This window comes from Planococcus beijingensis (assembly GCF_016820615.1).
GTDB lineage: Bacteria > Bacillota > Bacilli > Bacillales_A > Planococcaceae > Planococcus > Planococcus notacanthi.
The window spans coordinates 256,349-277,744 of sequence record NZ_JADHDZ010000004.1; the positions used below are offsets into that span (position 1 = coordinate 256,349).

Below are 21,396 nucleotides of genomic sequence, written 5' to 3' on the forward strand. Positions count from 1 at the left end.
CCGAGAAGCGGAGTCTCACCTCCTTAAATTCCAATTGTCATGCATTAGGCGCCGATATAGGCTTTCCGAATCGCATCATTATTAAATAGTTCAGCACTGCTGCCTTTTAAAACAACTGCACCATTTTCAATCACATAGCCACGGTCCGCAATTTTCAAAGCAGCATTGGCATTCTGTTCCGCAAGCAGCACGGTCGTACCGCTCTGATTGATTTTCTGGATGATTGAAAACATCTGTTCCACAATCAGTGGAGCAAGGCCAATGGAAGGCTCATCCAACATGATCAGCTTCGGTTTGGACATCAAGGCCCGGCCGATTGCCAGCATCTGCTGTTGCCCCCCACTCAATGAACCTGCCGAATCATCTTTCTTGTCCCTTAAAATTCCAAACAGCTCATAGACTTCTTCCAACGAATTTTTCAGTTGTGTTTTTTTGCCCCGGTGGACAAAACCGCCCATCATCAAATTCTGCTGGACGGTCATATCCGGAAAAAGTTTTTTTCCTTCAGGGCATTGGACGACGCCGACTTTCACCATTCGGTCAGGTGAATTGCCTTTGACACTCTCCCCCAAAAATCGGATATCGCCTACTGCAGGCTTACTCAGTCCACTGATGGCGTTGAAAATCGTGCTTTTCCCGGCACCATTGGCTCCAAGCAGGACCACCAATTCCCCTTCCTCCACTTCGATGTTGATATTGTTGAGTGCCTGGAACGCACCGAATCTTACAGTTACATCAGTTAACTTCAGCAATCGCTTCACCTCCCAAATAGGCTTCAATGACCACCGGATTATTCTTTATTTCATCAGGGGTACCTTCCGCAATTTTCGCGCCTTGATTCAAGACCATGATTTTGTCGGCCATCCCCATAATCATCTGCATCTTGTGCTCGATGGTGCATACCGTAATGCCGCTGGCTGCTATTTTTTTCATCAGCTGTGCCAGTCCGTCCGTTTCTTCCGGATTGATGCCGGCAGCCGGTTCATCAAGAAACATCACTTTTGGACCTGTCGCAAGAGCCAAGGCAATCGCTACCCTTTTTTTCGCTTCTTGTGTGATGGTGGAAACCGGTGTATCCGCTAAATGCGCCATTCCGACAAATTCCAACGCCCCCATGGCGATTTCGTAAGCTTTCTTTTCTTCCTGCTTTTCCCGCCGCGTTCGGAATACCGCATCGAACAAATTCGATTTCGTCCGCAAACGGTGGCCCACGATGACATTATCGACGACCGTCGATTGTTCGAATAAATGTGTTGTCTGGAACGTTCTTGCAATGCCTAGGTGCGCACCTTTATGCACTGGTATCTTTGTAATGTCTTCTCCTTCAAATAAAATCCGGCCGGATGTCGGCTTATGAAAACCGTTGATCAAATTAAAGAAAGTAGATTTTCCTGCTCCATTCGGACCGATGATTGCAGTGATTTTCCCTTGCTCTATTTCAAAATCCACATTGTCGACAGCAGTCAGGCCACCGAATTTCTTGGTGATTCCCTTCACTTCAATAAATGCCACATTGACATCCCCCTTTATTTTTTCGTCGATTTCACTGGAACCGGATTGAAGTATCTATTGTCCTTCGGCACTTTCTTCTGCTGGAGCTTGGCTTTGATTCGGTAAAATCCTCCAACAATCCCCGTCGGAAAGAAAATGACCATGATGACCAGGATCGGACCAAAAATCAATAAATGATATTCCTGATAGCTTCTCAGGAATTGTTCCAGCCAGATAAACAGCATTGTTCCGACAAGTGGACCGGAAAGGGTTCCGATCCCCCCGACAATCAAATACATGAGAAAGTTGAAGACCATATTCGTACTTGCCACATCCGGACCGATAAAGCGGGTCAAGGAAGCGTATAAAGCACCGGCCAGTCCGGCATAAGCGACTGAAATGACAAACGACACCAGCTTATTCACTTTGGTATTGATGCCGAGTGTCTGTGCCAGATCTTCGCTGTTGCGGATGGCGATATACGTTCTGCCTGTCAGAGAGCGGACAATGCGAACGGCAATGAAAATGGACAGCAGCAGGAAAAACAGCACCAGGTAATACATCGATGTCGCCGACTCGAAGTTCAATGGCCCGATCGGATCCGGAATTGGAATGCCGATCAATCCGCGAACTCCGCCCGTCAGTCCATCCCATTTATCAATCAGCAGGTAAATCAGGTAGCCGACAATCAAGGTATAAATAGCGAAGAAATGCTCTTTCGTTCGAAGCGCAATGGCTCCGAGCACCAATCCGGCAGCACTGGTGATCAACACCGCCAGCAAGAGAGCCAGCCAAAAATTCATTTCTGTCCGCGTCGTCAAAATCCCCAGAGAATAGGCGCCGATAGCGAAAAATCCAGCATGCGCCAGAGACAACTGTCCCGTAAAACCGGCGATGATGTTCATGCCGTAGACGCTGATCGTGAAGATGAACCCGATGGTCATCACGTGCAGCACATAGCGGTTTTCTGCATAGATCAAGGGAAATACCAGTGCAAAGACAACCAATAAAGCAATCAGGGTGCGGTGATTGAAAATCTTATCCACTTAATAGACCCCCTTTGCAAATAACCCTTTAGGACGTACTGTCATGATGACGATCAATAATAAAAACGCAATCATATCTTTATAATCATTCGAAATATACGTAGCTCCCATGCTTTCCGTCAATCCAAGGATGAGCCCTGCGATGATGGCTCCGGGAATACTGCCCATCCCACCGATGATGACGACCACAAAAGCTTTTAAGATGACCAAATGCCCCATTGCCGGAAACACCAGATTAATCGGAGAAGCGAGAGAAGCGGCAATTGCAGCCAAGGCGCCTGAAATTGCAAATGTCATCATGGCCACTTTATTGGCATTGATGCCGACTAGAAACGCCCCTTCGCGGTTTTGTGCCATAGCAAGAATCGAAGCGCCCATCATGGTTTTTTTCAAAAACAGCGTCAATAAGACGACGACCGCGAAAGTCACCGCAATCACTAGAAGCCGCTGGCTGGTCATCGATACGCCTGCCACCGAGATGTTGTTGTCGAACGGCGTCAGCATGCGCAGGTATTCGGTGCCCCATACAAGTTGAACCAATGCCTCAAAAAACAACACCAGACCGATAGCTGCAATTTTGTCATGGATTGGCGGTGAATTCCGAAGCGGATGAAATACCAGCCGTTCCATTAAGACTGCGAGCACCGCTACGACGACAATCGATGCGATGATGGCAATAAAATAATGGACACCCGTAGCGGTCATGACCATCAGCGTGACGTAGCCACCAATTAAATACAGCGCACCATGCGCAAAGTTCGGAATATGCAAAATACCGAAAACCAGCGTCAAACCAATAGCGACAAGCGTGTAAACGCTTCCAAGAGTAAGCCCATTAAAAACCTGCTGCAAAAATAAGTCCATCTTTCCCCCTCCTCTTCCTCATAATCTGACCGGATCAATTGCTAAGAATACTCTTTACTCAAACGCCCCGCGATAATGTTTTTCTGGATTTCAGAAGTCCCTTCGTAAATCCGCGTGATTCTCGCGTCACGGTAATACCGTTCAATCGGATAATCGGCAATATAACCGATCCCTCCGTGAACCTGAAGCGCCTTATCGGCAACCCGGTTATACACTTCGGAACCGAACAATTTCACCATCGCCGCTTCTTTGATCACTTGCTGGCCTTGGTCGACCATCCAAGCTACACGGTACATAAAGGAGCGCAGCGCCTCTACATCCACCGCCATTTCGGAAAGCATATGGGCAACAGCTTGATGCTCAATGATCGGCTTGCCAAACTGCACACGTTCTTTGGCGAAAGTGACAGATAAATCGAGAAGATGCTGGGATGATCCTAGATTTCTGGCTGCCAGGCCAGCCCGGCCGTTCGCCAGTATTTTCAGCGCATTGACATACCCCTGGCCTTCACTGCCCAGCACATTTCCAACAGGCACTTCACAATCTTCCATGATAACTTCTGCTGAATGGGAACCGTGAAGGCCCATCTTTTTCTCTACAACTCCCACTTGGAAGCCCGGAAATTCTTTTTCCACGATGAATGAAGTGATGCCTTTCGCCCCTTTTTCAGGATCGGTTACTGCCATTACTGTAAACACGTCCGCTCTCGTGGCGTTCGTAATATAATGCTTAAGGCCGTTCAATATATACTTATCGCCCTTTTTAACGGCAGTCGTTTTCAAGTTCGTTGCATGAGAACCCGCTTGGGGTTCGGTCAGCGCAAAAGCGCCAAGCCGTTCTCCCGAAGCCATATCCGGCAAATACTTTCTTTTTTGCTGTTCATTGCCCATCTCGACAATTCCCACAGTGCCTATGCTTGTATGGGCTCCGATCAGCGTTGTATAACCGTTGTGCGTTGCTCCAATTTCTTCATAGAGCGCGCATTTCCCGACCATATCGATGCCCAGTCCCCCATATTCTTCTGGAATGCTCAAACCGAACAAACCCATTTCTTTCGATAACTGGATAATCCGATCCGGAATTTCATTTTCTTCTTCAATTTGCATCGCTACTTTTTCTACTTCGTTTTGGATAAAGTCGCGAACATTGCGTTTGAGAAATTGAATATCTTCACTCAAGTTGAAATCCATTGTCATTCCTCTTTTCTTTCAAGCCGCCCGATAGTCTATGCCGTCACCAAAAATTTCTCAAGTATTTCACGGAGTATCGGCGGCACTTTTTCAGTCTGCTGCTTCTGGTAATCAAAACAGACGATTGTCGCCCACCCCGAAGCAATCCGGTTTCCGGTTTTATTATCGGTTACTTCGTGCGCCAGTTTAAAACTTTTGGTGCCGATCCGCTCCACCTTTGTGGCAATGGCCAAGGTTTGTCCCGCGTAAGCCTGGACCAAGAAATCACAGCTCGTAGAAGCGACGATAAAATCGATGTTTCCTCTTTTTTCTTTCCCGGTAAAACCGACAGCCTGGAAGAATTTTGAACGGGCTTCTTCCAGGTAAATGAAATAACTGACGTTGCTGACGTGGCCCCCGGCGTCGGTTTCACAAAATCTTACGTAAACATTCACATCCGGTATTTTTTCCACAGCCGCTATCCCTCCCGCTCGATTATGGTGGCGATCCCTTGGCCGCCGCCGATACAGGCTGTAATGAGTGCATATCTCCCGCCTGAACGCTCCAATTCGTAAACTGCCTTGGTTACCAGAATAGCGCCTGTCGCACCGAGTGGATGGCCGAGTGCGATAGCCCCTCCATTGACATTCACTTTGTCCAGATCCATCTTCAATTCTTTGTCACAGGCGAGCACTTGGACTGCGAAAGCTTCATTGATTTCAATCAAATCCATATCAGCCAAATCAAGGCCGGCTTTTTTCAGGACTTTTTGTGTTGCTGGAACCGGGCCGATGCCCATGATATTCGGATCTACACCGGCAACCGCATGCGCCCGGATTACCGCTAATGCTTTGAGGCCCAGTTCTTCTGCTTTTTCTCTGGACATTATGACTGTCGCTGCAGCTGCATCATTTAAACCTGAACTGCTTCCGGCCGTCACTGTGCCGCCTTCAAGAAAGGCTGGCGGCAGTTTGGCCAAGGCTTGTTCAGTTGTTTGGGGACGGGGATGCTCATCTCTTTTAAATTCAATCGGCTCCCCTTTACGAACCGGAATTTGGATAGATACTATCTGCTCATCAAAACGCCCTTCTTCTATGGCTTGGCCAGCACGCCTTTGGCTCTCCAAGGCAAAACGGTCCTGTTCCTCACGGCTGATGCCGTATTTTTCCGCTAAGTTTTCAGCTGTAATCCCCATTGGCGGATCCCCGATTTTCTGGGACGACAGCGGTGATTTCCTGAATTTCGGCATGCCCGGGCTATAGGGTTTTTCCGGCTTTTCCATCAAGTAAGGCGCCCGGCTCATGCTTTCAACTCCGCCGGCTACAAAAACGTCACCGTCCCCTGCCCATATGGCTTGTGCCGCCAGATTGATCGCGTTGATTCCGGAACCGCATTGCCGGTCGACTGTCATGCCCGGAAGTTCCATTCCAAGCTCCGTCTCCAATGCCGTCAACCTCGCAATATTTCCTCCTGCCCCTAAGACATTGCCCATGATGACATCATCTATCACAGCTGCGTCGATTCCTGCCCGTTCTACTGCTGATTTGATTACTTCCGCTCCAAAAACGTGAGCAGGAAGGGATGACAAAGCACCGCCTTGCCTTCCGATTGCTGTTCGTGCCGCCGATACGATCACTGCATCTCTTTTCACGAATGTCCGCCTCCCTTTTCTCAAATAAACAGGTGCTTAGAATGCAAAAACGAGTTCACCTTTCAGTACATCTTTGTCGCTTTGATTGGCTGCTTGAACTTCAAATGTCACTTGCTTGTCCTGCTTTTCAACAACAGTCGCTTTCAACGTAATGACATCCCCCAGGAAGACCATGCCTTTAAAACGAATGGCGTAATGTTGGATAAATCCTTCTTCCAGATGAGGCGTAAAAATTTTCGCCAGATTCCCCATGGTCCACATGCCATGCGCGATGATGCCTGGTAATCCTGCCGCTTCAGCTTCTGCGTCGATGGTATGGATGGGGTTAAAATCGCCGGATGCTCCCGCGTATTTGATTAAATCCAAACGCGATACTGGATCCAATTGAATAAGTGGCAAACGGTCACCTTGCTGTAAATCCACTATCCGGTTCATACCGCCATCCCCTTTCTGGCGGCTTCGTTGATGATGACGATGCGTTCTTCCGTGAACAGGAGTTCACCGTCTGGGCTTTGCCCTTTTTTTACGACGACCAAAAATCCCATCTCACCGAAATTGCCGCTTTTCTCGTAATAATCTTTTACTTCCATCCAGCAGTAGACATCTTCTCCAACAAGCAACGGCCTTTCATAATGGTAAATTTGCTCCCCATGGATCAATCCTTTAGAAGGAAGATCCAATCCGTCGATTTTCCCAGCATCAAAGGTCACTGGAAATGTAGGAGGTGCAATGTTTTGTTTGTAGCGCGAAGCGGCACCTGCCTGCTCATCGATGAAAATGGGAGCAGGGTCACCGATCGCTTCTGCAAACTTCCGGACCGCCCCTCTTTCAATCGTGTTTTTCACTTTGTCTGAACGTTTCCCAATGCTTTCTTTCAGCATAGCTGCACCTCCCCATTTAGTTTTTCGGTCCACCCGCTACGTATAAAACTTGTCCGCTGACAAATGAAGAACGTTCATCTGCAAAAAAGGCAACGGCGTTTGCAATATCTTCAGGCTTGCCGCTGCGGCCGACCGGAATAGCGGAAACACTCGCTTTGATTAATTCTTCAAAAGGTACGCCGATGCGTTCAGCCGTCGCTTTTGTCATATCCGTCTCAATAAAACCAGGAGCTACTGCATTGGCTGTAATGCCATATTTACCAAGTTCGATTGCCAAGGTTTTTGTAAAGCCCTGAAGTCCTGCTTTAGCTGTAGCGTAATTGGCTTGCCCACGATTGCCTAACGCCGATGTCGACGAAATATTGATGATCCGGCCATATTTGTTTTGGGTCATGTATTGCTGTGCAGCCCGCGTTGCATAAAATGCGCCTTTCAAATGGACATCTGTAACCGTCAGCCAATCCTCGTCCGTCATTTTAAACAGCATATTATCTCGGATGACGCCCGCGTTATTAACAAGTACATCAATCGAACCAAATCGCTCAAACACTTCTTTCATTGCCTGTTCTATCTGCTCTTTATCCGTTACGCTGGCATTTTTTGTATAAATGGAATAACCTTTGCCAGCCATTTCTTCTTGAGCTGCCTGGAGCGCTTCCTCGTTCACATCGATGATCGCTACATTGGCGCCTTCACTTGCAAATCGTTCGGCAATCTGGCGGCCGATCCCTCGGCTCCCCCCTGTAACAAAAGCTGTTTTTCCTTCAAATGAATTTCCCATTGGTATGCCCCCCTTTTCTTCCATTCGTTTAAACCGATTGGCCCACTTTCACGTGGCCCTTCAATAAGTTTCTTGAAATGATCATACGTTGGATTTCGTCTGTTCCATCGTAAATTCTCCATAGCCGCGCCTCACGATACCAACGTTCAATCGGCAATTCACGCGTATAGCCCATGCCACCATGGATTTGAAGAACCCGATCCACGACCCGGTTGCCCATGTTTGCGCCATACAATTTTGCCATCGACGCCAAATGGCGATTATCTTCGCCTTGGTCCAACGTGAAGGCAGCATTTAACACCAGCCATTTTGCCGCTTCGATTTCCACTGCTGAATCAGCAATCGGCCATTGGATCGCCTGGCGTTCCGCAATCGGCTTGCCGAAGGTTTTGCGGTCTTTCGAATAATCGATCGCCATCTGCAGCAACCGTTCACTCATCCCCACTGCCCGCGCTCCAACTACCCAACGCGCAAAACCAATCCATTCAAGCCCCAAATTGTAGCCGCCGTTGATTTCACCCAAGACGTTTTCTTCCGGTACACGGACGTTGTCGAAGACCAATCCGGCAGGTCCCCATTCGCCCATCGTATCGATGTATTCGGATTTCCAGCCCATGTCCCGGTCGACGATAAAGCAAGTCACACCGGAACGTCCAGTTTGCTGGTGCAGCTCTTTATCCGTAATGGCGATCACCATGACGAAATCAGCTTCATTTCCGCCTGTGATAAAGGTTTTCTCCCCGTTCAAGACCCATTCATTGCCGTCTTTGACAGCTGTCATTTTCAAGTTTTGCGTATCAGATCCGGCTTCCGGTTCCGTCATGGCAAAGCAGGATTTCTTTTCTCCATTGATGGTCGGGATCAAGTACTTTTTCTTTTGTTCTTCATTTCCGTAATACAGGATATTGTCAGCCGAACCTCCAAATGTGAACGGCACAAAGGTTTTGGAAACTTCCATCAAAACGATGGCCAGCATCATTTGGCCAAGATTCGACCCACCGTATTCCTCTGGAGTATTGATGCCCCAAAAGCCGAAGTCCTTGGCTTTTTTCTGAAGTTCTTTCATTTTTTCCGGTTCGAGGCTTGGACGCCCTTCCCTTTCATTTTTCAGGACTTCGTTTTCCAGTGGAATCAATTCTTTTTCCACAAATCGGCGTATTGTTTTTTGAATCATTTCCTGTTCTTCTGATAAACGTAAATGCATGTTGATCTCCCCGTTTCCTGATTTTTTATAAATCGGCGTACTGTTTTTGCAAAGCGCGTTTCAGTATTTTCCCGACAGCCGTTTTAGGCAGTTCTTCCACAACGATAATCGCTTCCGGCACTTTATAAGCCGATAACTGGGTGCGGCAATAGGCGATCAACTCTTCTTCTGTCACTTCTTCGTTCAAGACGACAACCGCTCGAACGGTTTCTCCACGATACGCATCCGGAACTCCGAAAACAGCTGCTTCCCGTATGGCAGGATGACGGTAAAGGACGTTTTCCACTTCGATTGGATAGACATTAAACCCACTCGCCAAAATCATTTCTTTTTTCCGTCCGACGATGTAAAAGAATCCGTCTTCATCCATTTTCGCGAGATCCCCGGTGTACAGCCAATCTTCCCGAATCGCCACAGCGGTTTCTTCCGGCCTGTTCCAATAGCCTTTCATCACTTGCGGTCCCCGTACAACCAATTCACCTACTTGGCCGACCGGCAAGGTCTCTTGCCCCGTCGCGATATCGACAATCCGTGAATCGGTATTCGGCAACGGAATGCCGATGCTGCCATTTTTTTGTAAGCTTCGAACCGGGTTCCTGTGGGTTACAGGTGATGCCTCGGATAAACCGTAGCCTTCCGCCACAGTGGTGCCGCTGATTGCATTGAACCGGTCAAGTACTTCCAGCGGCAAAGGAGCTGATCCGCTGCTGCAGGATTCCAAACAACTCAAATCGAATTTTCTCGATCGATGATAATCCAGCAATGCGATGTACATGGTAGGCACTCCTGGAAATGCAGTCGGCTTTTCTTTTTCAATCAGCTCCACTACTTGGCCAACATCAAATTTCGGCACCAGAATCATGTTGCCTCCGTTATAGAAAGTGACGCTCATGCCGCTGGTCATGCCGTAAACATGAAACAAAGGCGATATGGTCAGCACCTTCTCTTTTCCTTTTTTGGTTGTTACTTCAGAAGTTGCAGCACTTTGCAGGGTATTGGCGACGATGTTGCGATGCGTCAGCATGGCACCTTTCGGGAGCCCGGTTGTGCCGCCTGTATACTGGATGACCGCTACATCTTCTTTGGGATTCATCATCAGGCGAGGCATATCGCCAATTGGAGCAGATTCTGCGGCACCACCGTCTAGCCCCACGGCCAGTACATGTTGGACCGAAGTCTGATCTTTGATGCTGTCGAACAAAGGCATTAACCGATTCAGTATGATTAAGGCTTTTGTCTCCGAATCATTGAGAATGTGAAGAAGTTCTGCTGGTTGGAACATTGGATTCAACTGGACGATGGTAGCTCCACAGGATAGTGCGGCATAAAAACTGATGGGATACTGCGGACAATTCGGCAACATGATGGCCACACGGTCATTTTTCCGAATACCTATTCCAGCCAGTTTTTTCGTAAAATGCCTAATCGCCTCCTCCAGTTCCCGATAGCTGTAAGTCTTATCGAAAAAAGTGACCGCTGTATGGTCCGCGTATTCCTCTGCCGACTGCCTGAACAATTCCACCAATGAAATATTCGGTATCTCAATGCTTTTCGGATTGCCTTCTGCTACATGCTTTAACCAAGGTCTATCCATGCTTCTCCTCCTTTTGAACTTGATGCTCTTTCAACTTTCAGCCGGAATTTTTATAATGAACTTCCGCCGTCCACTGCAATCACTTGGCCAGTGATGTAATCACTGGCAGCGCCTGCCAGAAAAAGTGCGGCTCCTTGAAGCGATCTGGTATCCCCCAGCTTTTTCATCGGATTTTTATGGACAATTGTTTCTGCATGCTGTGCAATGACGTGCTTTGTCATTTTTGTTTCAAAAAAACCGGGGGCAATAGCGTTGACATACAATCCGTGGCCTGCCCATTTACGCGCCAAATCTTTGGTGAAATGATGGACAGCCGCTTTGCTCGTACTGTATCCGATGGCATTCAGCACTTCCGGCGGTTCCGCTCTTAAACCGGCGACCGAACCGATATTGATGATTTTTCCGTAGCCACTGCGAATCATGTGTCCGCCCACTTCCTTGGACATAAGGAAAGTCCCAGTAACATTGACATTCATTACTTTTTCCCATGCATCCAATGGCATTTTTTCTGTTTCTTCCCCCCATGTCGCCCCGCTGTTATTGACCAGGATGTCGATGCTGCCGAAATCAGACAACACCGACTGCACTACAGCTTTCACTTGTTCTTCGCTGCCGACATTGCATTCATAAGCGTGTGCTTTAACGCCATAGCGGCTTTCCAGCTGATCAACGGTTTCTTGGCAATTAGCTATTTTTCGGGAGCAAACGGCTATATTCGCTCCATACTCAGCAAAAATTTCTGCTATGTTCCGCCCAAGACCACTTCCCCCTCCTGTGATCAATGCCGTTCTCCCTGTCAAATCAAATAATGAATCCGCCATTTTTTATTCCTCCTCCCCTCATACTATACGGACGGTATGTAAATACTGAACGGACGGTATGTTAACTGTTTTAAAAAAACCTTTTGGAAAAAAGGCAGCTGAAAAATGTAAGCGCTATTATTTTCTTAAAATTCAGTATACAACAACAATTTGTTTTTGTTAACAATAATTTTTATTTTCCATAAAAAATCCACTACGCCAATTAATTGACCGTAGTGGAAACTGTTGGTTACTTTTTCTTTTTGACAATCGCCACAGTGCACCGGGAAACGCAAATAAGCTTTTCCTCTTCATCTACAATCTTGATGTCCCAGACCATGGTTGTTCTGCCTTTATGTAAAGGTGTGCCGATGGCGGTCACAATGCCTTCCTGCTTGCCGCGCAGGTGGTTGGCATTGATTTCCAGACCGACTGCAATTTCATGTTCCTGGTCGATTAAATGCCAGGTCCCGACACTGGCAACCGATTCCGCCAATACAACCGAGGCTCCACCGTGCAACTGTCCAAACGGTTGATGAGTAGCTGCGTGCACAGGCATAGTCGCTGTTACTCTGTCTGGAGTAATATCCCCGAATTCAATCCCCAATACGCCTGCAATCGTTTCTTCCACTGGTTTCATCTGCATAAACAACACTCCCCTTTTTTCATTTAAAAGCCCCTCAGTAATTGGCTGAGAGGCCATTTTCTTATACATTACTTTTCGCGTACAATTCCCGCAATAAAAACTTTTGTATTTTGCCGCTGGCATTGCGGGGCAATTCATCGACAAAGCGGTAAGTTCTCGGCCGCTTAAAGCGCGCAAGCTTATCGTTGTTGAGGCAGAATTCTTCCAAATGCTGTTCCGTCAATGAAGAATCTTTTACGACCACAAACGCCATGACCGCTTCGCCCCATTTTTCATCCGGAATTCCCAGCACCGCTACATCCTGAATCAGCTCATGCTCATGCAGCACATCTTCCACTTCACGCGGGTAAATGTTTTCTCCCCCGCTGATGATCATGTCATCCACACGATCCGCTACGAACAAATAGCCATCTTCATCCAGATATCCTAAATCACTGGTGTGGTACCAGCCTTTATACAATACACGGGATGTCGCCTGCGGCCGATGGAAATAACCCGCCATCATGCTTGGCCCCCGAACGATGATTTCCCCCACTTCGAATGCACCCAATCTTTCATCCGGTTCCGCAGGGCCTTTCTCGTTTGGCCGTACAATTCGAATTTCATGGTTAAAGGCAGGTTTGCCTGCTGATCCTGCTTTGGTCAGCTGCTCATCTTCAGCAAGGAACGTGATGGCCGGCCCCATTTCCGTTTGGCCATACGCCTGGATCAAATCGATTCCAAGCACTTCCTTGACGCGTTTAACCAGGACTGGTGCCATTGGAGCCGCGCCGTACAATCCCCGCTCCAATGTTTTGACTTTCAAATCCGCTTCTTCGATGTCGGACATCATGCTCCACATGGTCGGGACTGCAAACATGACTGTAATTTTCTCTTTTTCGACTGTGTCCACTGCGGCTTGAGGATTGAATTGATGCATGATAATGCTGGATGCACCGGCCTGAACCCGCGGAATGATGCAACAATGCAATTCTGCACAATGGAACATCGGCGCAATAACAAGACCTACGTCATTTTTGGTGTATTTCAGCATCGCAATGCATGTCATGCTTTGTTCAGCCATATCGCGATGGCGATGGATTACACCTTTCGGCCTCCCCGTCGTTCCACTGGTGTACATGATGGCGTACGTATCCATTTCATCCACTTCTACAGTCGGATCTGCCGTTGACGCAGCGTTGACCCGTTCACGGTAGTTGACTGCATAATCCGGCACATCCTCATCTATATACCAGAATTGGATACTTGGAAACTGGGCCGCCACCCCTGCAACTGTTTCTTTTAACGCTCTCTCAAACAAAACAACTTCAGGAGTAGCATCGTTTAAAATATACGCCAGCTCTTCGGCCTTTAAGCGGAAATTAATCGGATTGAAGATCGCCCCGATTTTTGCACAAGCAAACAATGCGGTAGGCAATTCACTGTTGTTGAACAAAAAGCTTGAAACCCGATCGCCTTTGCTGACTCCTGCTGCCGTCAGCGCATTCGCTAACCGATGGACTTCTTCATCCCATTGTGAATAGGTCCATCTTTGCCCTCTTCTTATATCAACCAGTGCTTCTTTATCCGGGTATTGGCTTACCGTCTGATCAAAGATTTTGCCAAGCGTCGCATACATTTCTTCTTCCTCCTCCTTTTATGAAAGCGTTATCTTAACGATTTAATTTTATGATGTCAGAAAAAAAGTAATATTGCAACAATTCAAAGACTCATCTTTTGTATGAGATTAGTCCCTATTTTTATAAAAGGCCCACATCTTAGAGATATTTCGTTTTTGAGCGATTGGAATCTTCAAGGGCGAACAGTCACTTTCCCTTTCACTTCACAAAATAAAAGATAATTTTTTAACATTAGCCATTAACTTTTCATAAAAAATGCCGATAGTTAGTAATAGAAGTCGTTGGTCAATCACCTGTTGGCAAAATCAATTAAAAAAATATTTTCAAATCGGAATCCTGTTACCTTTATCTTTGTAACACAAATGTAATATTAAAACTTATTGCCTATGGAGAACTAATTATATAGAATTAAGTAACTCAGAGATAATAGATTGAATTATCTATAAATAGACAGAGAAAAAGGGGTTAGGGAATGAGAAAGATTATTTTTACATTATTTGCAGCAACTGCACTAACATTTGCAATCGGGACTTCCGATACAGAAGCCAGTACTTACACAGTGAAGCCAGGAGATACGCTATGGAAGATTGCTTCAAGCAATAACATTTCAGTGAACCAATTGTTGACTTGGAATAAGCTATCATCCAATTCAATTTATCCGAAGCAGTCACTCAAAGTCGCAGCAGTTTCAGCTCCGGCAGCCACTCCAACAAAGACCAGTGCTCCTAAAACATCAGCCAGTTCTGCCAGTACATATACAGTAAAAGCAGGAGACACTTTATCACACATAGCACGCATCCACAGCACCAGCGTCAGCTCCATTCAGCAATTGAATAAACTGTCAGGCAGCAACATCCGCCCTGGACAGAAACTGACGGTCAGCGGAAAAGCACAAGCAACTGCACCCGCAACAGTCGTCAAAGAACCAGCCGCTGCTCCTGCTGTCTCTAAAACCAGTACTTACCGCGTAGTGAGCGGCGATACATTAACGAACATCGCGAAACGCCACGGCATGTCAGTTTCTCAATTGATGAGCTCAAATGGTTTGAAAACAAGCACGATCCGTGTTGGCCAAACATTGAAAGTCGATGGCACCTCCGTAAGCAAGCAGCCTGTGACCGTATCTAATCCTGTAGCAGCACCTTCGACTTCCGGAAAAGTTTCATCAGTCGTCTCAATCGCCAACTCTTTCCTAGGCACTCCTTATAAATGGGGCGGTGCCGCTCCAGGCGGATTTGATTGCAGCGGCTTCATCTATTATGTATACAACCAAGCTGGCATTACAGTGCCACGCACCAACACAACCGGACTTGATGCTATCTCTTCCACTGTAAGTTCACCGCAAGTCGGCGATCTTGTATTCTTTAAAAATACGTATCGTGCGGGGATTTCCCATGTCGGCATCTATATCGGCAACAACAGCTTCCTTCATGCCGGAGGCGCTAAAGTGCAAATCACCAGCATGAATGACAGCTACTGGGGCAAACATTTCGACAGCTACCAGCGCTTGAATGTCATGAAGTAACAAGAAAAGTGCAAGCGCAAATAAAGATGGAAAAGAGCAGCATCGGTCAAACCGGTGCTGCTCTTCTTTCATTCTTTTTTGGATTCAAGTCAATAGTTTGACATAAAAAGTATTCCATTAATTATAATCATTATTACTTAGGATTGATTTTCATTTGAAAAATGGTATCATTAAGTTTGTAGTGCTTAACACAAAAAAAGAGAATGAGGTGTTCGATTCATGAGTACAAACAAAACAGGTTTAACAACCAGCTGGGGTGCCCCAGTCGGAGACAACCAAAACTCACAGACAGCCGGACAACGCGGTCCAGTCCTATTGCAAGATGTTCATCTTCTCGAAAAACTTGCACACTTCAACAGAGAACGTGTTCCTGAGCGTGTAGTACACGCTAAAGGCGCAGGTGCTCATGGTTATTTCGAAGTCACTAATGATGTATCTAAATATACGAAAGCTGCTTTCCTATCGGAAGTCGGCAAGAAAACTGAACTATTCGCTCGTTTCTCAACAGTTGCAGGCGAACTTGGATCTGCTGACACTGTCCGCGATCCACGTGGCTTCTCGTTGAAATTCTATACAGAAGAAGGAAACTATGACCTAGTCGGCAACAACACGCCAATCTTCTTCATTCAGGATGCAATTAAATTCCCTGATTTTATCCATACCCAAAAACGTGATCCACGTACGCACTTGAAAAACCCTAACGCAGTGTGGGACTTCTGGTCATTATCACCAGAATCGTTGCACCAAGTCACTTATTTGATGGGCGACCGCGGAATTCCTGCAACACTTCGTCACATGCATGGTTTTGGCAGCCACACATTCAAATGGACAAACGCTGAAGGCGAATCTGTTTGGATCAAATACCACATCTTAACTGAGCAAGGCATCCAAAACATCACGCAGGAAGTAGCTGACAAAATTGCTGGCGAAAATCCCGATTTCCACACAGAAGACCTTTTCAATGCCATTGAAGAAGGCGACTTCCCAGCTTGGAAAATGTATGTACAAGTTATGCCTTTGGAAGATGCGAACACGTATCGCTTCGACCCATTCGATGTAACGAAAACATGGTCTCACAAAGACTATCCGTTGATTGAAGTTGGCCGCATGGTGCTTAACCGCAACCCAGAGAACTATTTTGCTGAAGTCGAGCAAGCCACTTTCTCTCCAGGTACATTGGTTCCTGGTATCGACGTATCACCGGACAAAATGCTTCAAGGCCGTTTGTTCGCATACCACGATGCACACCGTTACCGCGTAGGCGCTAACCACCAAATGCTGCCGATCAACGCAGCGAAAAACCAAGTCAACAACTACCAGCGCGACGGCCAAATGAACTTTGGCAATAACGGCGGCGGTTCTGTTTATTACGAGCCAAACAGCTACGGCGGGCCAACTGAAACTGCAGCTGCTAAACCAGCTCCACTTGAAGTAGCCGGCGTTACGGATTCCGTGCCATATTTCAAAGAAGACTATTACACACAACCAGGCGATCTTTACCGCCTGCAAAGCCCAGAAGAGCAAGAACGTCTTGTGGCAACATTTGTTGGCGGCTTAAGCGCTGTCGATAAAGAAGACATCAAGCTTCGCCAAATCAGCCATTTGTACAAAGCAGATGCTGAATTTGGTACACGCGTAGCTGAAGGCCTCGGTCTTTCAGTTCCCGATCTTACTGAAACAAAGTAATTAATTGATAAAAATCTACCAATATTCTCAATTAGCCGTTTATCCTTTTTAGGGATAAACGGTTTTTTTGATTTTAGAGATAAAAATTCAGCTATTAATTTTTTGTTAGCCATCAAAAAAAAGACCCGCTAAGGTCTCTTTTCCTACTCGTTCTCTACATCAACTAATTGATTGGCGATGATTTTTGCCAAATCAGCACCGTTTTGGATACAAGCGCCAATGCCTACGCCGAAATAAGAAGAACCCGCCAGTTTCACGTTAGGGACTGAGCTCTCCATTTTCAGCTCCAACTCACTGATCGCTGTTTTATGGCCCATATGGTAGTTAGGCATGAGATCTTTCCAACCCGTCACTTCAACAGCCATAGGTATTTCCTTGATTCCCAAGCTTTTTCGGACATCTTCTCTTGCCACTTTGACCAGTTCGTCTTCAGACAAATCCTTCAGCATGCCATAGCTGGGATGCGAGCTCTTGTAGAATAGCCGAACCAGCAATTTATGGCTCTTCGACGTATGGCTCCACTTCCGGCTGGTCCATGTGCAGGCATTGCAATGCAGATCGCTTTCTTGTGAGACGATAAAACCGGTCCCATCTTCCGGCAACTGCTTGTCTGGAATATCAAACCCCATATAGACACTGATCAATGACGAATTCAGGAATTGGTCAAATTCATTATCCAACTCTTTTATTCCTAAAAGCTTCTGGGCCACTTGATGGGGCGTCGCTAAAATCACATAATCCGCCTCTATGGCTTCTCCGTCTTCGAGCTCAACCAAGTAACGTTCTCCGTCTTTCTTAACCGATCGGGTTCCAGTCCCTTTCAGAATACGGACATCTTCCAACTTGTTCTCCAAGCCATCGATCAGAACTTGCATCCCTTGATCAAAAGAAATGAACTTCTTATTCGCCGCCCCTTGGAAAAACTCTTTGTTCGCTTCAAATCCCTTAATGATGCTGCCGTATTTATTTTTGTAATCAACCAGATACGGCAATGTCGAAGCCAAGGTCAATTCGTGGAGATTCCCCGAATAGACCCCTGATAAAACAGGTGCAATTTGGTTTTCGACCAATTCCTTGCCAAGAAACGCTTCAAGAAACGCTCCAATTGAGCTGTCCCGTGTAAAGCTGTTGTTGGCACTGTCCAAGTCCTTCAACGCCTCTTGTTTTCCTTCTTCAGAAACAAGCGTCGAACTAAAGAGCGCTTCTTTACTCATAGGAATGCCAAATACCGTATCTTTTGGAATGGCATGCAGCACATTATTGGCATATAAATAAGAAATTCCTGTGCCGTTGTAGACAACCCGGTCCCAAAGCCCAAGGTCTTCAATCAGCGGCATGACGCTGGCATGGCGTGCAACGATGGAATCCGCTCCAACTTCCATAATAAATTCATCGTCTGCTACGGTCTTAATCTTGCCGCCTAACTGCTGTTCCCGTTCAATCAGCACCAGCTCAAGATCAAGGTTTTCTTGCTGGTTCAGCTTTTGTAAATAATATATGGCGGAAAGGCCGGTGATGCCTCCCCCGATGACTACAGCTTTTTTCAACTTAATCCACTCCTTGCTTATGCTTCTATTCTACCAATATTTCGGGCTGTCAGCCTTGTTCTTTTTGTCTGTTTTGATACGCTTTTCTGGCCTGTACATGGTAGGATGAAGATAGATACCCGCATGTACATTGCGAAAAGGAGAGACTTACAATGATGAACGCTATTGATCAGAATATAATGGAAAGACGCTCAATCAAGAAATTCAAGGTTGATGCTGTCAATGTCGAAGAGATCATCGAGCTTTTGAACGTGGCTAAATGGGCACCGAACCATAAAGTCAATGAACCTTGGCATTTTCTGCTGTATACAGACGGCGGAAAAGAAAAGTTCGTCCAGGCGTTTCTTGAAGCCATGCGCACACCGGATGGAGAAATCCCGCCCAAAGCGCTGAATAAAGCCGATTACTTCCGCAGCATTCCGTTGCACCTGGTTGTCGTCATGCCTGAAGATCCGAGACAAAGAAGATGGGATGAAGACTACGGCGCAGTTTCTTCCATGCTGCAAAACTTCCAGCTGGCTGCATGGGAACGCGGCATCGGCATGATCTGGCGCTCCAACGACTGGATCTACAACCCCGTGTTCCGCGAAGCCATCGGCGTGAAGCCCGGCGAGAAAATCATCGCTACGATGATGATCGGCTACCCTGCCCACGTCCCCGCAAAGCAGGAGCGTACCGATATCCGCGAAAAACTGACCATCATCAGCGAGTAACGAATAGGTTCAGAGATGCCCCAGAAGCGGCATCTCTTTTTTAAATTCCAATCCGCAAGAAACAATTCGTCTTTATCTATTATTTACGTAACATGGGAACCATTCCGTATCGTTGCGGTCTTATCAATAAAGCAATTTGAGCGAAGGGATGGCGGTATGATGAAAACAGTTTGGATGGTCCTTCTCTACCTGTGCATCTTCAGCTTGTCCATCTACCTTTATTCGGCACAATCAAATGGTCCTGCTGCCGAACTCCATCAGCGGCTCTTGCCCGTCGAGATTAAAACTGTGAAAGCCGGTATGAGTGAGGAAGAGCTTCAGAAAATCGCAGCAGAAGCCAAGAAAAACGAAGATATCCTTTCCATCGCAGGCATGCAGCACAGCCAAGGCGGACAGACAGTGTACCCGAACGGCATCATGATTGATATGAAGCCATACAATCAAATCTTGGGAGTCGACCCGCAAGCAAAAACAGTGACAGTCCAAAGCGGTGCGACATGGGCGGACATTCAGGAAGCCATAAACCCACATGGTTTATCGCTGAAAGTCAGCCAATCACAGAATATCTTCACAGTTGGCGGTTCGTTGAGCGTCAACGCCCATGGGCTGGACATTCGCAACGGGGGTCTATCGGATACGGTGTCCTCGATGCGTTTCATGAATGCGGATGGGGAAATCCTCCAGTTAAGTCCCACAGAAAACAGGGAGTTGTTTGCTGCTGTCATCGGCGGTTATGGCTTGTTCGGCATCATCTTGGATGTCACGCTGCAGCTTACGGACGATGAGTTGTATGAAATCGAAACAGACAGTATGCCCTACAGCGATTATCCTTCGTATTTCAAACAGCAAGTAGAGGGAAATCCGGATGCCAAAATGCACCTGGCCCGCATTTCCATTGCGCCGGAATCTTTTATGGACGAGATGTACACCATCACCTACAAGTCTTCACAGGACCAGGAACAGCTGGACGACTACCAAAATCTGAAGGATGAAAACCTCGTCGCTGTACCAAAGTTTTTCCTTGGCCTTTCGCGCATTAACGATGCCGGCAAAAACAGCTTTTGGAAGACCCAAAAAATCTACACAGAAAAAATCGATGGCAATCTGGTTTCCCGAAACAATGCCATGCGATCAGATTCAGAATTTATGGAGTACGACAATAGCCGAAAAACCGAAATTCTTCAGGAATACTTTGTTCCGGTCGGGCAATTTGAAGAATATATCCCTGCTTTGAAAGCTGTGCTTGAAGCTCACCCCGATTTCAATTTATTGAATGTCACCATCCGTTATGTTGAACAAAATGACAATGCGGTCCTGTCCTACGCCAAAGAGGACATGTTTTCGCTTGTGCTGTTGATCAATCAGGGAACCGATGCAGAAAGTGTGGAAAAGACGCAGGAAGTTGTCCGCGAAATGATCGACGCTACACTTGCGCATGACGGCAGTTATTACTTGCCTTATTTCGGTTATCCCACAAAAAAACAAATGGAGAAAGCTTATCCGAGAACTGAAGAATTTTTCGAACTGAAGGACCGTTTTGATCCGGACCATCGCTTCATGAATTTATTTTACGAGGAGTATCGCCCATGAACTACAAACGTTTTATCTATTATCAGGGCACAATTGGCATGGCATCCAGCATGATATTCCCGTTTTATATTCTGTTGATCCGGAACGTCGGCGACAGCTATGCCCAGTTTGGCTGGGCATACGGCCTGTTCGCCTTGACTGCCGCTCTATGCTTTCCCTTGATCGGAAAATACGCAGACCGGGTCGGGGATAAAACCCTGCTCTTTATCTACTCCTGGGGAATGGCTATTCTATTGCTGTTCTTTCCGCTGGCCTCAGAGGTTTGGCATGTATACATTCTGCAAGTGCTTATGGGCGTCTTGGGAGCTGTTCAGAAAAACTCTGAAAAAACGGTTTTGGCACGCTATGTGACAAAAGAAATCGCTGGGACGCAAATCGGAAACTACCATGTCTGGACATCGGCCGCCGCGGCCATTGCCGTCATCGCCACAGGCTACCTCGTCGATTTTCTGACGATTGCCAGCATTTTTTATATTGCTTCCCTGGTCTTTGCCTGGAGCGGGCTGCAGCTTTGGAAACTTGAAACTGCAAAAGCGTAATATCAACACTTCTTTCCATTAAAAAAGGCGTCTTCCATCCTGCCATCACA

21 protein-coding genes are annotated in these 21,396 nt (G+C 46.8%); 5 read left to right on the forward strand and 16 right to left on the reverse strand.

What is annotated here, in order from left to right:
• Positions 1 to 44: 44 nt before the first annotated feature.
• The 15 genes from IRE19_RS12245 to IRE19_RS12315 form a co-directional block, all read right to left on the reverse strand.
• The gene (locus tag IRE19_RS12245) at positions 45 to 752 is read right to left on the reverse strand and encodes an ABC transporter ATP-binding protein (protein ID WP_203340600.1); all 708 of its coding nucleotides are present in this window, start codon (positions 750 to 752) and stop codon (positions 45 to 47) included.
• Complete coding sequence (locus tag IRE19_RS12250) at positions 736 to 1,512, reverse strand: ATP-binding cassette domain-containing protein (protein ID WP_203340601.1); 777 nt, start codon at positions 1,510 to 1,512, stop codon at positions 736 to 738. Before IRE19_RS12250 ends, IRE19_RS12245 begins: the two co-directional genes overlap by 17 nt.
• 14 nt (positions 1,513 to 1,526) lie before the next feature.
• A complete protein-coding gene (locus IRE19_RS12255) occupies positions 1,527 to 2,537 on the reverse strand; it encodes a branched-chain amino acid ABC transporter permease (RefSeq protein WP_203340602.1) in 1,011 nt (336 codons plus the stop codon).
• Complete coding sequence (locus tag IRE19_RS12260) at positions 2,538 to 3,401, reverse strand: branched-chain amino acid ABC transporter permease (RefSeq protein WP_203340603.1); 864 nt, start codon at positions 3,399 to 3,401, stop codon at positions 2,538 to 2,540.
• Between the two features lie 41 nt (positions 3,402 to 3,442).
• The gene (locus IRE19_RS12265) at positions 3,443 to 4,591 is read right to left on the reverse strand and encodes an acyl-CoA dehydrogenase family protein (protein WP_203340604.1); all 1,149 of its coding nucleotides are present in this window, start codon (positions 4,589 to 4,591) and stop codon (positions 3,443 to 3,445) included.
• 35 nt (positions 4,592 to 4,626) lie between these two features.
• Complete coding sequence (locus tag IRE19_RS12270; protein ID WP_349291275.1) at positions 4,627 to 5,043, reverse strand: acyl-CoA thioesterase; 417 nt, start codon at positions 5,041 to 5,043, stop codon at positions 4,627 to 4,629.
• A gap of 5 nt (positions 5,044 to 5,048) precedes the next feature.
• Positions 5,049 to 6,221: an acetyl-CoA C-acyltransferase gene (locus tag IRE19_RS12275; protein WP_203340605.1), complete on the reverse strand. Its 1,173-nt coding sequence runs from the start codon at positions 6,219 to 6,221 to the stop codon at positions 5,049 to 5,051.
• A 36-nt stretch (positions 6,222 to 6,257) separates the two neighbouring features.
• A complete protein-coding gene (locus tag IRE19_RS12280) occupies positions 6,258 to 6,656 on the reverse strand; it encodes a MaoC/PaaZ C-terminal domain-containing protein (RefSeq protein ID WP_203340606.1) in 399 nt (132 codons plus the stop codon).
• Positions 6,653 to 7,102, reverse strand: coding sequence for a MaoC family dehydratase N-terminal domain-containing protein (locus tag IRE19_RS12285; protein ID WP_191715343.1), 450 nt, complete (start codon positions 7,100 to 7,102; stop codon positions 6,653 to 6,655). The genes IRE19_RS12280 and IRE19_RS12285 overlap by 4 nt, the downstream gene beginning before the upstream one ends.
• A 16-nt stretch (positions 7,103 to 7,118) precedes the next feature.
• Entirely contained in the window at positions 7,119 to 7,883 is a 765-nt protein-coding gene (fabG, locus tag IRE19_RS12290; protein ID WP_203340607.1) for a 3-oxoacyl-ACP reductase FabG, read from the reverse strand.
• Positions 7,884 to 7,911: 28 nt separating this feature from the next.
• Positions 7,912 to 9,087 carry an acyl-CoA dehydrogenase family protein gene (locus tag IRE19_RS12295; RefSeq protein ID WP_191715341.1) on the reverse strand — a complete coding sequence of 392 codons (1,176 nt, stop codon included), beginning with the start codon at positions 9,085 to 9,087 and terminating at the stop codon, positions 7,912 to 7,914.
• 25 nt (positions 9,088 to 9,112) lie between these two features.
• Positions 9,113 to 10,681: a long-chain-fatty-acid--CoA ligase gene (locus IRE19_RS12300; protein WP_203340608.1), complete on the reverse strand. Its 1,569-nt coding sequence runs from the start codon at positions 10,679 to 10,681 to the stop codon at positions 9,113 to 9,115.
• A 50-nt stretch (positions 10,682 to 10,731) separates the two neighbouring features.
• On the reverse strand, positions 10,732 to 11,502 hold the full coding sequence (locus IRE19_RS12305) for an SDR family NAD(P)-dependent oxidoreductase (RefSeq protein WP_203340609.1): 771 nt from the start codon (positions 11,500 to 11,502) through the stop codon (positions 10,732 to 10,734).
• Positions 11,503 to 11,731: 229 nt separating this feature from the next.
• Positions 11,732 to 12,127, reverse strand: coding sequence for a hotdog fold thioesterase (locus IRE19_RS12310; RefSeq protein ID WP_203340610.1), 396 nt, complete (start codon positions 12,125 to 12,127; stop codon positions 11,732 to 11,734).
• Positions 12,128 to 12,188: 61 nt separating this feature from the next.
• Positions 12,189 to 13,745, reverse strand: a complete 1,557-nt coding sequence (locus IRE19_RS12315) for a fatty acid--CoA ligase (protein ID WP_203340611.1) — start codon at positions 13,743 to 13,745, stop codon at positions 12,189 to 12,191.
• A gap of 473 nt (positions 13,746 to 14,218) precedes the next feature.
• Here IRE19_RS12315 and IRE19_RS12320 point away from each other — a divergent pair, with 473 nt between their 5' ends.
• Both IRE19_RS12320 and katA read left to right on the forward strand, forming a co-directional pair.
• On the forward strand, positions 14,219 to 15,271 hold the full coding sequence (locus tag IRE19_RS12320; RefSeq protein ID WP_203340612.1) for a C40 family peptidase: 1,053 nt from the start codon (positions 14,219 to 14,221) through the stop codon (positions 15,269 to 15,271).
• 219 nt (positions 15,272 to 15,490) lie between these two features.
• Positions 15,491 to 16,957, forward strand: a complete 1,467-nt coding sequence (gene katA / locus IRE19_RS12325; RefSeq protein ID WP_203340613.1) for a catalase KatA — start codon at positions 15,491 to 15,493, stop codon at positions 16,955 to 16,957.
• A 143-nt stretch (positions 16,958 to 17,100) separates the two neighbouring features.
• On the opposite strand, the gene IRE19_RS12330 is transcribed toward katA, so the two are convergent.
• Positions 17,101 to 18,504 carry a protoporphyrinogen oxidase gene (locus tag IRE19_RS12330; RefSeq protein ID WP_203340614.1) on the reverse strand — a complete coding sequence of 468 codons (1,404 nt, stop codon included), beginning with the start codon at positions 18,502 to 18,504 and terminating at the stop codon, positions 17,101 to 17,103.
• Between the two features lie 155 nt (positions 18,505 to 18,659).
• Here IRE19_RS12330 and IRE19_RS12335 point away from each other — a divergent pair, with 155 nt between their 5' ends.
• From IRE19_RS12335 to IRE19_RS12345, 3 genes are all read left to right on the forward strand, one after another.
• Positions 18,660 to 19,217, forward strand: a complete 558-nt coding sequence (locus IRE19_RS12335; protein ID WP_203340753.1) for a nitroreductase family protein — start codon at positions 18,660 to 18,662, stop codon at positions 19,215 to 19,217.
• A gap of 156 nt (positions 19,218 to 19,373) precedes the next feature.
• Positions 19,374 to 20,807: an FAD-binding oxidoreductase gene (locus tag IRE19_RS12340; RefSeq protein ID WP_203340615.1), complete on the forward strand. Its 1,434-nt coding sequence runs from the start codon at positions 19,374 to 19,376 to the stop codon at positions 20,805 to 20,807.
• On the forward strand, positions 20,804 to 21,346 hold the full coding sequence (locus tag IRE19_RS12345; RefSeq protein ID WP_203340616.1) for an MFS transporter: 543 nt from the start codon (positions 20,804 to 20,806) through the stop codon (positions 21,344 to 21,346). Before IRE19_RS12340 ends, IRE19_RS12345 begins: the two co-directional genes overlap by 4 nt.
• Positions 21,347 to 21,396 lie beyond the last annotated feature (50 nt).